Source organism: Tunturiibacter gelidiferens (assembly GCF_013410115.1).
GTDB classification, from domain to species: Bacteria; Acidobacteriota; Terriglobia; order Terriglobales; family Acidobacteriaceae; genus Edaphobacter; species Edaphobacter gelidiferens.
Window position 1 is genome coordinate 2,222,941 of sequence record NZ_JACCCV010000001.1, and the last position, 12,152, is coordinate 2,235,092.

A 12,152-nucleotide genomic window follows, 5' to 3' on the forward strand; every position below is an offset into this window, starting at 1 on the left:
ATAGGCTAGTAGCAACCATGAAAGTAGCAACACATCACCTTAGATGCACCGAATGCACGACCGTCATCGGCAAGGATGAGGTCAGCAGCAACTTTCGCTGCCCGCTCTGCAACGGTCTCTATGAAGTGGTCTACTCGTGGACCAACGCCGCAGCCGGTCCCGACAGCAGACTTCCCAATCCCAGCGCCCTCCGCTGGCTCTGGCAGGAGCGCCGATCGTCTACCATGCCCGTCGACCAATCCGGCGTCTGGCGCTTCCGCGACCTGCTGCCCATTGTCGACGACCTCGAAAAAGTCATTACCCTCCGTGAGGGCAACACGCCTCTCTACGATCTTCCTCGCTGCGCCAAAGCCGCCGGCATCGACTGGCTCCTCGCCAAGCACCAGGGCATGAATCCTACCGGCTCCTTCAAGGACACCGGCATGACCGCGGCCCTCTCCGTCGCCTCCCAACGTGGCTTCGAGTGGGTAGCCTGCGCCTCCACTGGCAACACCTCCGCAGCCATGGCTGCCTATGCCGCCCGCGCTGGCCTCCGCAGCATCGTCTTTATCCCCGAGGGCAAGATCGCCTGGGGCAAGCTCTCGCAGTCGATGGACTACGGCGCTCTTACGATCCAGCTCAAGACTGACTTCGACGGCTGCGTCAAAATTCTCGGCGAACTCGTAAAACAGTTCCCCATCTACCTTCTCAACTCCGTCAACCCGTACCGCCTCGAAGGCCAGAAGACGCCCGCCTTCGAACTCGTCGAACAGATGGAGTGGCAGGTTCCCGAGCACGTCATCGTTCCCGGCGGCAATCTCGCCAACTCTTCAGCCCTGGCCAAAGGCTTCGCCGAGATGCGCGAGCTTGGTCTCATCCCGCGCACTCCCAAGATCAGCATCATTCAGGCCGAAGGCGCCAACCCGCTCTACCGCAGCCTGCAGGAGAACGGCGGCGAAAGCCTTACGCCGGTCGTTGCCAACACCCGCGCCACCGCCATTCGCATCGGCAACCCAGCCTCCTGGCGTAAGGCCGTCAACGCCCTCCGGACCACCGGCGGCTGGTGCGACCAGGTCAGCGAGCAGGAGATCGCCCTCGCCAAGGCCGAGATCGGGGCCGAAGGCGTAGGCTGCGAACCCGCCTCGGCTGTTACCCTCGCCGGCCTCAAAAAGCTCGTAGCCCAGGGAAAGATTTCCACAGAGGAGCGAGTCGTCCTTATCCTCACCGGCCATACCCTCAAAGACTCCGCTTATACCATCGACTATCACCGTAACGAATTGTTCTCAGATGCTGAAAAAGCTCAGCTTAGCCCCGGGGAACAACTCCAGCATGCGGCTCTGCGCAAGCCCCCTATCGTCCTCGACGCCGACCCCAGTCTGGTTCTCCGTACCCTCGAATCCCACATGCATCAGCCTCAACCAGCATGAGTCAAAGCACTGCAAAAAGCCCAGCCAAACCTTACCACCTCCGTTTGCCTGCTACCTCGGCTAATCTGGGGCCCGGGTTTGACGCCCTTGGCCTGGCCATGGCTCTTTACCTCACCATAGACGCCACAGTTGCCGACGCCTTCCAAATCGACGCCACCGGTCGCGACGCCGACCAGTGCGCCAAGCTCGAAGACAATCTCATCTTCACGACCTACATCGACGTTCTGGCCAACGCCGCAATCAGGGCTCCCCGCCTTCACCTCCAGCTCCACAACGAGATCCCTCTCGGAATGGGGTGCGGTTCGAGCGCCTCCGCGCTGCTGGCCGGTGTCTTCCTGGCAAATCACTTTGGCAACCTCGGCTGGTCAGGACAACAAATCCTTGAAGAGGCCTGCCTTCGCGAAGGCCATCCCGATAACGTAGCCGCCTGCTATCTGGGTGGAATGACCGCATCCGCAATGAGTGAAAACTCAGTAACAACAGCGAGTTGTGGAGAAAATATAATCTGGGGGTTGAATTTGACGCTGCCCTCCCACAGCCTCGCCACAAAGAAAGCCCGAGCCCTGCTCCCTGCCACCTACTCCAGGGAAGATGTAGTGGCCAACATTCAGTCAACCGCTCTGCTTGTGGCCGCCTTCGCCCAGGGACGCGGCGATCTCCTCCGTACCGCCATGAAGGACCGCATCCACCAACCCTACCGGATGAAGGCCTGCCCTCTGCTCCCGCTGTTGCTGCCCCTGGCCAGCCATCCGGCGATCCTCGGCGTCGCTCTCAGTGGCGCCGGCCCGTCTGTTCTGATCATCACCCAGGAGGCAAGACCCTCGGTCCTTCCAGACATCATCCGCCAGGCTGCTGGCGACCGATCACTTGAAGTTATTCAGACCACGATCTCTACGGGAGCACTTGAAGCCTGACACCCATCCCTCTCTCGCAAAAGGAATTACAATACGCAAGTAACATATCAGTAATGATCATTTTGTTACCTAAGAGTTCTTTACGAATCGCAAAAAGCCTCGTACTTTAGCCGAGTGGGCAGTTCTGGGGAGGGCTGCTACGCCGCCCGTTGACCTCTTTACAGAGGTCCGGGCGTTTACTCTTTAAGTGGTATTTCGCTCGCTGAAACTCCCGGTTCAAAATTGCATCTACTATAGAGAAGACTGCGCCGCACCGGATGGGTGTAAAAGTGCAGAGCATTCTGGAGGAAGATAAATGGCTGGACAGTTCATCACCGAAGTAAATGATGCAACTTTTGAAAAAGATGTTCTACAGTCGACCGAGCCCGTTCTCGTCGATTTTTGGGCTGCCTGGTGCGGCCCCTGCCGCGCTCTCGCTCCGGTCGTCGACGAGGTTGCCACTCACTATCAGGGCAAGCTCAAAGTCATGAAGATGGACGTCGACTCCAACACTGCGACCCCGATGCGCTATGGCATCCGAGGGATCCCCGCCCTGCTCATCTTCAAGGATGGCAAGGTCGCCGAGCAGATCGTTGGCTTCGTCCCCAAGGACACCATCGACAAGTCCGTGAATAAGGTTCTGGCGTAAGTTTTAAGCAACGCCAAGGGACGGCCCGTTGAGTTCAGCTCGCGGGCCGTTTCGTTTGCCTGGAAAGTGGACAGGCTTGCTACGCGCGAGGCAGTCACTTCGTGAGTGATATACCCCTTCGGTCGGACGCTTCCGGTGGCCGCGATAAGAGATTTTCCGCCGACCAACGGAAGGCCCAGTGCGAAGCCGGTATACACCCCACGAAGTGGGATAAACTCAAGCCTTAATGCTCGAGTGGATGCTCTTCCGCATAATCATGGTGGCCTTTTTCATTCTGGCCAGCAGCTTCTTTGTGGCTGCGGAGTTCGCCCTGGTCAGCGTCCGCGAGACTCGCATCCAGCAACTTATCGCACTGGGCCGTCCCGGCGCCCGCACCGTCCTCAAACTCAAACACTCCATCGACGAGTTTCTTCCCGCAGTCCAGTTGGGCGTTACCGTCGCAGGTCTAGCCTTGGGATGGATCGGTGAGCCCGCCGTCGCCGAGATTATCCTCAACTTCCTTGGCGGTCCGCTCCATCGCGTGCCACCTCATGCTGTCCTCTACGCCCACACCGCGGCAGTCATCCTTGCTTTTTCGCTGATCACCTACTTCGAGGTCCTCCTCGGCGAACTCGTCCCCAAGTCCCTTGCACTGCAACGCACTGAGCGCATTGCCCTGGCCGTAGCCGGTCCCATGGACGTCTTCATCCGCCTCACCCGGCCCATCGTGAAGCTGATGAACTCCTCCGCGGCGCTCGTCCTCCGGCTCTTTCGCGCCCCCCTGCGCGGCGAAGGCGCAGTCCACTCCCCCGAAGAGCTAAAACTCATCGCCACCGCCACCCGCCGCATGGGCCTTCTCCCCGTCTTCCAAGAGGAGATCATCCATCGCGCCATCGAGCTCAACCACGTCACCGTCCGCGAGATCATGACCCCTCGCGGCAGTATCTTCTCTCTCTCCGCGGACCTGCCGCTCCAGCAGGCCTCCGCCCGTATCGTTGAGGAGCAGCACTCCCGCGTCCCCGTCTACGACCCCGCCAGCGGCCCCGAGCACATCATCGGCATCGTCTACTCCAAGGACATCTCGCGCCTCATGCACTTCCGCACCGTCGCTCTCTCGCTCGGCGGCAAAGGCGAGTCAACCCTCACCCTCCGCCAGGTCATGCGCGAGCTCACCGTTGTCCCCGAGACCAAGCTTGCCATCGAGCTCCTCCAGGAGTTCCAGGAGCGCCGCCGCCACATCGCCATCGTCGTCGACGAGTTCGGCTCAACCGTCGGTCTCGTCACCGCCGAAGACGTCCTCGAGCAGATCGTCGGCGAACTCGAAGACGAATTCGATATCAGCAAATCTCCTCTCCTCAGCACCACCGGAGCCATGCTGCTCGATGGCAGCACCACCCTCCGCGACCTCGGCAACCAACTCCACTGGACCTTCCCGCGCGAGCCCGGTGTTGAAACTCTCGCCGGCTTCCTCCTCGCCAACCTTGGCCACATTCCCAGCGTCGGCGAAAGTGTCGAGCATGGCGCCCGTCGCTACGAAGTCGCCGAGATGGCCGGCCGCCGTATCAGCCGTGTCATCGTAGAGGACATTGCTCCCCCGCCCAACCAGATCCAGGACGAAGCCGACAGCAGGGAAGCCATCCAGTGACCCTGAATCGCGCGGCCATCTGGCGACCACTCCGCCGTATCCTCCTCACTCTGCCGGTCCTCTGGGTCGTGGTCTCGGTGGTCTTCCTCCTCATCCACCTTGTCCCCGGCGACCCCATCGTCCAGATGCTCGGCGAAGGTGCCACCGCCTCCGACATCGACGCCCTTCGCCACTCCTACGGCCTCGACGCCCCGCTCACCCAGCAGTATGCCCACTACTGGCACGGCATCCTCCACGCCGATCTCGGGCAGTCCCTCCGCCTCCATGACTCGGTCGTCCACCTCGTTCTACAGCGCTACCCCTACACCTTGGCTCTCACCGCCGCGGCGTTGCTCATCGGCATCGCACTCTCCATCCCCGCCGGCATTGCCTCTGCCCTCCATCGCAACCGCTGGCAGGACCGCACCCTCGGCGTCGTCTCCCTCGTCGGCCTCTCCTTCCCGAACTTCGCCCTCGGCCCCATCCTGATCCTGGTCTTCTCCATCCAGTTCGGCTGGCTTCCCGTCTCCGGAGCAGGCACAGGCGACGCCACCAGTTTCATCCTCCATCTCATCCTTCCCGCGATCACATTAGGCCTGAGTCTCGCCGCCATCCTCACCCGCATGGTTCGCACCGCCATGCTCGAAGAGCTGAGCCAGGACTACATCCGCACCGCCCGCGCCAAAGGCCTCACCCAGAACGCCGTCGTCTACCGCCATGCCCTGCGCAACGCCCTCATCCCTGTTCTGACCGTCATCGGCCTCCAATTTGGCAGCCTTCTTGCGGGTGCGATCGTAACCGAAACAATCTTCAGCTGGCCCGGGATCGGCCGCCTCACCCTCTCCGCCATCTCCAACCGCGACTACGCCTTAGTCCAGGGCTGCATCCTCGCCGTCGGGCTAACTTATGTTGTAGTGAATCTCCTCACTGACATCGCCTACACTATAGCCAACCCGCGCATGCGCGCCCAGTAGCCGCGCCCAGAGAAGGAAGCATGAGACCCAGCCCCCTCGTTCGCTGCACCACTGCCGTTCTGATGACCGTCTTCGTTTCCATCGCCGCTTCGGCGCAGGCCAAATCCGCCGGCTCCGAGCCAGTTCCCCCCATGTTTCGACCCAAGCCCCCGGCCGTTGAGCCGACCATGCCGCCCGCCCACCCCTTTCACGACACCCGCTACGGAGTCACCTTCACCGTCCCCGCGGCCTGGGAGCTCAATCGCAAAGACTCCGAGGTCAGCACCTTCAACCTCGACGCCCGATCCATCGCCCACACCACCCAGATGCGCGCCGTCGCCAGCATCGGCTTCAACCCGCACCCCAACTCCACTTTCAGCGGAGCCTTCTTCTACTTCAGCGTCACCCCACACCTCAGCTCCGCCGAGTGCAGCGCGCAGGCCACCGTGCGCGATCCTCACACCGCCTCCAGCGCCGAGATCGGCGGCATACCGTTCACCCACGGCTACGACGAGCACGGCGGCATCTGCACCGAATCCCGCGACGAGATCTACACCACCGCCCACAACAACGCCTGCTATCGCTTCGACGCCGTCATCAACACCTTCTGCGGCGGCGACGTCAGCGGCGTACAGGACATCTCCCCCCGCGAACTCGACGCCGTCCGCCATCGCATGCAGAAGATCCTCGACTCCGTCCACTTCGACACCAACTAAAGATTTGGCAAAAGTAGCCGGAGGGCGACGCCGTTCCCGGAAGACGCTAAACTGTCCGTGGACAAGGCTTGACCCGAGGACTCCGCGATGAAGAAGAATCTGCCCACTACTCCTGACCGCCGCACCTTTCTTAAAACCGGAGGCGTCGCCGCCGCAGCCCTCCTCACCAAAGGCGCGATCGCCGCGCAGACTCCGCACACCCTGCCGCCTCTGCCGGTCAACGAGCGCACCCGCACCGCGATGCCCACACGCAACCTCGGCAAGACCGGCTACAAGGTAGGCATCTTCTCGCTTGGCGGCCAGGCTGCCTTGGAGAAGCACGACAACTTCGACGTCGCCGTCCCCATCATCGAGCGCTCGCTCGACCTAGGCGTCAACTACATCGACACCTCTTCCATCTACGGCGGCCCCGAGCGATGGAGCGAGCAGTACGTCGGCCGCGTCATGAAGACCCGCCGCAACGAAGCCTTCCTCGCCACCAAGACCAAAGAACGCACCCGCGACGGCTCCCTCCGCATGATCGAGAAGTCCCTCCAACTCCTCAACACCGATCACGTCGACCTCTGGCAGCTCCACGACGTCGGCCTGCCCGAAGACGTTGACGCCATCTTCGCCAAAGGCGGAGCCATGGAAGCCCTCCTCGAGATGCAGGACCAGAAGGTCGTCCGCTACCTCGGCGTCACCGGCCACTACCGGCCCGAAGCCCTCATCGACGCCGTCAACCGCCACAACTTCGACGCCATCCTCATGGCCATGAACGCCGCCGACACCCACATCCACAGCTTCACCGACAAGCTCCTCCCGCTCGTCGTCGAAAAGCAGATGGGCATCATCGGCATGAAGGTCCCCTCGCGCGGCCGTCTCCTCGCCTCCTGGACGCCACCGTCCCTCGACGCTCAACGCCACTCATGGGAGGGCTCCGCCATCGCCCATCGCCCCGGCGTCATGACCATGAAGGACGCGATGAACTTCACACTCTCGCACCCGGTCAGCACCGTCATCATCGGCTGCGACAATATCGCCCAGCTCGAAGAAAACGTAAAGATCGCCCAGAACTTCACGCCCCTCTCCAACTCCCAGATGGCCGCCCTCAACGAACTAGCCGCCCCCGTAGCCGAGCAATCCCTCTTCTTCCGCTTCACCGACCGCAGCAAAGGCTGATGCTCAACAGAGACTTCAAAGAGTGACTTTTCCGGTCCACCATCGACCGGAAAAGTCACTCGTGTCTCGTTAGGGATTAGTCAGCGTAAAAGTGTAAAGAGTGCCGCAACCTATATTTATATTTTGTCCGCAGGACTGATTAGGGGCAGAGAGAGCGCCTCCTCGAGCGGTCGCACCCCAGAAGTTCCCATTCGCATCCACGACGAGTCCGCTGGACGGTAGCGACCCGTCGCCCCCGGAACTCGTGAATGCGTGGAGAACTGTCTCGGTTCCATTGAGATCGAGCTTGAACACCACCCCGCATCCGCCGGAGCATATCGACTTGGCGTCATAGCCTCCCGACTGAGTCGCACCATAGATGCTGTTTCCAATCAGGAGTGGAACCCCAACCGGGCTCGCCCCGTCTGGTCCGCCTGTGAAGGTGTACACGACCGAAAACTTTCCAGTTGTATCGTACTTAAACACGAGGCCGCAGCCACCTGTCTCGTTACATGCCACCAGGCTGGGTCCCGCTTTGGCGCAGCCATCTGCTAACGTACATCCTCCCGCTGAGGCGTAGCCATACAAATTGCCCTGTGGGTCACGAACAAGGTTCGTCGGCGTGGCACCATCAGTTGTGCCATTAAAATAGTGAAGCACCGTCAGCTTGCCGCTCGGAGCCAATTTAAACAACACGCCAGAGCCCGAAGTGTCATTCACATTCGCATGGGTACCGCCGAAGGAAGTAGTCCCGTAGAGATTTCCCTGCGCATCTTGAACAAGAGCGGATTGTGGATTAGACCCTTCGTTTCCGCCAGTAGGGAAGGTGTAAAGAACAGTCTCAGAGCCAGCAGGATTGATCCTGAACACCTCCCCGCAGCCGACGCCAGGGTTGCAGCGACCGTTAGTAACGCCATAAAGGTTTCCGGCCGCATCCTGAATCAGGCCGCCGCTCGGCCAAAACTCCTGCTCAGTAAACGAATGCAGCACATTGATATTGCCTAGCGTATCCAACTTGTAGACTGTCCCAAAATCGCCGTTCGTCTCTCCGTAAAAATTACCTTCCGCATCACGAATGAGGCCGGAGTCAGGAAAATAGATGCTGGGGTTCTGGCCCGTAAAGTCATGCAAAGTGGTAAACCGGCCATGGCCCCACTTATAAAGAACACCGCAACCAGGCCCGGGAGTGCACTCGCCATAATCGGCGCCACCGTAAACCGTCGTTCCGTACACAAACCCTTGGCTGTCCAGAAAAAGCTCTCCGACCGGCTGAGCTCCATTGAAGGTGCCATTGAACTTAAGAGCGACGGTGTATTTAATCTCCGGCGGCGTCTGACAATAGAGGGATGACGCCGCGAACATAACGACACCGATAACTGTCGCAACTGCGGACGGCAATTTGCGCGGATGCTTGCTCCGAGAACTTGCAGATGATACCCCGTTGATCAACATTTGGCCTCTCCAGTGTTTGAAACGCGTTCAGCTTGCGCTAGCTTCTGGGCTGATGTCAAATGCATATTTCTGAATGCTTGATCGCCCACGAACGCAGTCGAAACTCACGTCGACGGCTTCACCGACCGCAGCAAAGGCTGATGTTTTGCTCAAGGGAACCCGCCGCACTTAGCGCGCCGGAGCTGAGGCGATCACTCTTCCGTCGCGAATAGTAAAAAGCACACGCGTGAATGCAAGCGGATCGGTGGCCGGATCGACCGACAACACAGTCAGGTCGCCCGCCATACCGACCGTAATGCGCCCTTCGTGATCGGCCACTCGAAAACGCTGTGCGGGCGCAGTCGTCAACATCCCCAGCACATCCCGGTAAGACAATCCGGCAAGCGCGAGCTGACGATACTCCTCCTTCACGTCATAGTCGGTAAGAAAGCCCGTGTCCGTGCCGAACAGAAGCGGCCCTCCAAGCTGATGAAACCTGAACACAACTGACCGTATCGCCGCGATGTTCGAATCACCGGAAAAAAGCTTGAGCGTCGGAATCATAGCCATATGATGAGCGACCATCTGATGAAGAAGAGCGTCGTCAATCCCTTCAAGTGCCTCTGGGGAATGAGCTAAAACATCCACTCCGCTCTCCATGGCCACGCGAGTCCCCGCAAGATCCGAAGGATGAGCAAAGACAAGCTGGCCGTGCTCGTGACCAGCCGCCGCAGCCGCCGTAGCAATAGCAAGCGGCATAGGGACGATATGTCCGGGAGCTACGATAGAACCGGTAAAGAGCTTCACAATATCCGCACCCGCCGCGATGTTCTTCCGCACATCGGCTGCAGCTTCAGCCGGAGTATCAGGCTGCGGCAGTTGAGCCAGCACCTCCGGCGGCATGTCTTTCACGTAGTAGGGAAGCGCGTGTGGCGGAAAGAGCCCCGCGCCAGCGGTATAAATACGCGGCCCCATCACCTCTCCGGATTCAATGCGACGACGAAGAGCAACGGTGTTGTCCGGAATCGAAGCAGTATCGACAACAGTTGTAAAACCGGAAAGAGTGAGCATCTCCCGCAGCTGTTGCGTCAGCTTGTCGGCAGGCTGGCTGGCCGCGCCCACCCACTTCAGCTCCGTGAAATGAACATGGGTATTCCAGAAGCCTGCAAACACAATGCAGTTCGCGCATTGGAGCGCATCAACGCCCTGAGGAACCGGGACATGTTGACCAACCGAGACAATCTTCCCGCCACGTATCAGGATCGTTGTGTCTGCGACTCGCTCCGCAGTGGGTGACGCGTAAACCGTCGCGCCAACAACCGCGAGGTCCTGAGCACGGAGGCTTTGGGATGAAAGAACCAACATAAGGATTGGGAACATTTTGCGCATGCCCAAACTCTACGTAATTCAACCCACCAAAAGTTCCCGCACACTAGCCTCCACCCCCTCCTCCACCGTCACAAACCCCACCGTAACCGGCAGCGAAAATCTCCGCGGCCCCGCACTCCCTGGATTGAAATAGATCACCCCATCCTTTGCCTCAACCTTGGCCTTATGCGAGTGCCCACTCACCACCATCGCTACCCCCGCCGCCTTAGGGTTGATATCCAGATCGTGCACTGAGTGCACCATATAAAAAAGTTGCCCACCTAACTCCACCACATCGGTCGCAGGCAGCTCCGCACAAGCCCCGGCCAAATCCACATTTCCACGAATCGCCGTCACCGGAGCAATTTCGCGCAGCGCATCGAGGACCGCAACATCCCCCACATCGCCCGCATGCAGAATATGCTCTACCCCACGCAGCGCAGCCAAAGCCTCCGGCCGCATCAATCCATGCGTATCCGAGATCACCCCAATCAACATATCTGCACTCTCTCGAACGCAAAAATTACGTCACCTGGACCGAAGGCGGCCTACTCTGCCGCCGCAGTGGAGAGACCCCCGTATCTTGTCGTGGTCATTGAGTCTAAGCCAGCTTCAGACTCTGCAGCGAGGCGTACTCTTTACTCGCCTTCGGATCGTGGCTCCGGTCAGGATCGATCCGCAGCTCAAGCGTAGTAATCCCGCTCAGGCTCTCCGCGTAGTCCTCAATCTCTTCCGTCGAACCACTCGGACTAAACGTCCACTGCTGTCGCACAATCTCCTTCAACTCGGTCCCCGCACCCGCATACAACGCAAACTCCTGCGACCGCTCTGAAGTCTTATCCACAAAGTGCAGCTGCAGCCGCTTGATCGTCAAGGGCTCATCAAAGTGCAGGCGGATCACCTGCGGACCCGTAGTCGCAGCTCTCCATCCCGTCGTTGCCTTCTTGCCCAGCGCCTGTTCAATCGGGAACTTCTCGTCTTCAGAACTGATCTCGACCCGCGCAATCCTCTCCAGATCACGCCACAGATCGCTGATAGGAGTTGCCGTCGTAGTCGAAGGGGAAACGATACTCTTGCGCATTAGTGTTGCCTCACAGTTCCAAGGCCAAGCATATCCGATAACCCAACCCGCCGCTTTTACAGCCCCGTCCCGAGCTGCGTCCGCGGGTCGAGATAATCCCGCAGCGCATCGCCGATAAAGTTGAACGAGAGCACGCAGAGCATCACCGCCATCGCCGGAAAGAACACCAGATGCGGCGAGTCGAACAGATGCGATCGTGCATCATTCAACATCGAACCCCAGCTCGCTGCCGGCGGCGGAACCCCCAGACCCAGAAAGCTCAGAGTAGCCTCCGCCAACACGGCCCCCGCCATGCCAATCGCCGCCTGCACAATCAGCGGCTGCAGGATGTTTGGCAGAATATGCCGCGTCATGATGCGAAGATCCGTCGCCCCCAGCGCCCTTGCTGCCTCCACAAACTCCCGTTCCTTTACCGCCATTACCTGCGCCCGCACCAGCCGCGCATACCCCACCCACCCCGAGATCGCCAACGCAAGAATCACATTTCCCAGCCCCGGCCCCATAAACGCAACAAAAGCAATCGCCAGCAGAATCCCAGGCAGCGCCAGAAAGGCATTCGTCACATAGATGTTCACCACCGTGTCCGTCCACCCGCCATAAAACCCAGCCAGTCCACCCGCCACCAGCCCCACCCCCAACGACAACCCCACCACACTCACCGCCACCACCAGCGAGATCCTCGCGCCAAACAGCGTCCTCGAGAGAATGTCCCGCCCCAGCTCATCGGTCCCGAACCAATGTGCCGTCGAAGGCCCCATCAGCCGTCCCGTCAGATCCAACTGAGCCGGATCCCACGGCGCCAGCCACGGAGCAAACACCGCGCACACCGCAAACACCACCAGCAGCGTCACACCCACCGCCGCCAGCGGCTGTCTCCGCATCGCCCCCACCAGCGATCGCCCAGGAGCAACC

Annotated in this window: 12 protein-coding genes; 7 read left to right on the forward strand and 5 right to left on the reverse strand. The window is 60.1% G+C overall.

Annotated elements, in window-relative coordinates:
* Positions 1-17: 17 nt before the first annotated feature.
* The 7 genes from thrC to HDF12_RS09550 all read left to right on the forward strand — a co-directional run bounded on the left by thrC (position 18) and on the right by HDF12_RS09550 (position 7,381).
* Positions 18-1,406, forward strand: a complete 1,389-nt coding sequence (gene thrC, locus HDF12_RS09520) for a threonine synthase (RefSeq protein WP_179582390.1) — start codon at positions 18-20, stop codon at positions 1,404-1,406.
* Entirely contained in the window at positions 1,403-2,320 is a 918-nt protein-coding gene (gene thrB, locus HDF12_RS09525; protein ID WP_179582392.1) for a homoserine kinase, read from the forward strand. The genes thrC and thrB overlap by 4 nt, the downstream gene beginning before the upstream one ends.
* Positions 2,321-2,615: 295 nt before the next feature.
* Positions 2,616-2,948 (forward strand): thioredoxin, encoded by a 333-nt coding sequence (trxA, locus tag HDF12_RS09530; RefSeq protein ID WP_179582394.1) that lies wholly within the window; start codon positions 2,616-2,618, stop codon positions 2,946-2,948.
* Positions 2,949-3,174: 226 nt separating this feature from the next.
* Positions 3,175-4,572 (forward strand): hemolysin family protein, encoded by a 1,398-nt coding sequence (locus HDF12_RS09535; RefSeq protein WP_179582396.1) that lies wholly within the window; start codon positions 3,175-3,177, stop codon positions 4,570-4,572.
* A complete protein-coding gene (locus HDF12_RS09540; protein ID WP_348641555.1) occupies positions 4,569-5,525 on the forward strand; it encodes an ABC transporter permease in 957 nt (318 codons plus the stop codon). Before HDF12_RS09535 ends, HDF12_RS09540 begins: the two co-directional genes overlap by 4 nt.
* Before the next feature lie 20 nt (positions 5,526-5,545).
* Positions 5,546-6,220 carry a hypothetical protein gene (locus HDF12_RS09545; protein ID WP_179582398.1) on the forward strand — a complete coding sequence of 225 codons (675 nt, stop codon included), beginning with the start codon at positions 5,546-5,548 and terminating at the stop codon, positions 6,218-6,220.
* Between the two features lie 87 nt (positions 6,221-6,307).
* Positions 6,308-7,381: an aldo/keto reductase gene (locus tag HDF12_RS09550; protein WP_179582400.1), complete on the forward strand. Its 1,074-nt coding sequence runs from the start codon at positions 6,308-6,310 to the stop codon at positions 7,379-7,381.
* A 69-nt stretch (positions 7,382-7,450) separates the two neighbouring features.
* On the opposite strand, the gene HDF12_RS09555 is transcribed toward HDF12_RS09550, so the two are convergent.
* The 5 genes from HDF12_RS09555 to HDF12_RS09575 form a co-directional block, all read right to left on the reverse strand.
* Positions 7,451-8,722 carry a choice-of-anchor tandem repeat GloVer-containing protein gene (locus HDF12_RS09555; RefSeq protein WP_218892336.1) on the reverse strand — a complete coding sequence of 424 codons (1,272 nt, stop codon included), beginning with the start codon at positions 8,720-8,722 and terminating at the stop codon, positions 7,451-7,453.
* A 258-nt stretch (positions 8,723-8,980) separates the two neighbouring features.
* On the reverse strand, positions 8,981-10,180 hold the full coding sequence (locus HDF12_RS09560) for an amidohydrolase family protein (protein WP_179582404.1): 1,200 nt from the start codon (positions 10,178-10,180) through the stop codon (positions 8,981-8,983).
* 18 nt (positions 10,181-10,198) lie between these two features.
* On the reverse strand, positions 10,199-10,657 hold the full coding sequence (locus tag HDF12_RS09565; protein WP_179582406.1) for a metallophosphoesterase family protein: 459 nt from the start codon (positions 10,655-10,657) through the stop codon (positions 10,199-10,201).
* 103 nt (positions 10,658-10,760) lie between these two features.
* Positions 10,761-11,240: a hypothetical protein gene (locus HDF12_RS09570; protein WP_179582408.1), complete on the reverse strand. Its 480-nt coding sequence runs from the start codon at positions 11,238-11,240 to the stop codon at positions 10,761-10,763.
* A 56-nt stretch (positions 11,241-11,296) separates the two neighbouring features.
* Positions 11,297-12,121 (reverse strand): ABC transporter permease, encoded by an 825-nt coding sequence (locus tag HDF12_RS09575; protein ID WP_179583602.1) that lies wholly within the window; start codon positions 12,119-12,121, stop codon positions 11,297-11,299.
* Positions 12,122-12,152 lie beyond the last annotated feature (31 nt).

Coding starts and splice junctions, on each gene's coding strand:
- thrC (WP_179582390.1), top strand. CDS start 18: ATGAAAGTAGCAACACATCACCTTAGATGCACCGAATGCACGACCGTC.
- thrB (WP_179582392.1), top strand. CDS start 1,403: ATGAGTCAAAGCACTGCAAAAAGCCCAGCCAAACCTTACCACCTCCGT.
- trxA (WP_179582394.1), top strand. CDS start 2,616: ATGGCTGGACAGTTCATCACCGAAGTAAATGATGCAACTTTTGAAAAA.
- HDF12_RS09535 (WP_179582396.1), top strand. CDS start 3,175: ATGCTCGAGTGGATGCTCTTCCGCATAATCATGGTGGCCTTTTTCATT.
- HDF12_RS09545 (WP_179582398.1), top strand. CDS start 5,546: ATGAGACCCAGCCCCCTCGTTCGCTGCACCACTGCCGTTCTGATGACC.
- HDF12_RS09550 (WP_179582400.1), top strand. CDS start 6,308: ATGAAGAAGAATCTGCCCACTACTCCTGACCGCCGCACCTTTCTTAAA.
- HDF12_RS09555 (WP_218892336.1), bottom strand. CDS start 8,722: ATGTTCGCGGCGTCATCCCTCTATTGTCAGACGCCGCCGGAGATTAAA.
- HDF12_RS09560 (WP_179582404.1), bottom strand. CDS start 10,180: ATGCGCAAAATGTTCCCAATCCTTATGTTGGTTCTTTCATCCCAAAGC.
- HDF12_RS09565 (WP_179582406.1), bottom strand. CDS start 10,657: ATGTTGATTGGGGTGATCTCGGATACGCATGGATTGATGCGGCCGGAG.
- HDF12_RS09570 (WP_179582408.1), bottom strand. CDS start 11,240: ATGCGCAAGAGTATCGTTTCCCCTTCGACTACGACGGCAACTCCTATC.
- HDF12_RS09575 (WP_179583602.1), bottom strand. CDS start 12,121: ATGCGGAGACAGCCGCTGGCGGCGGTGGGTGTGACGCTGCTGGTGGTG.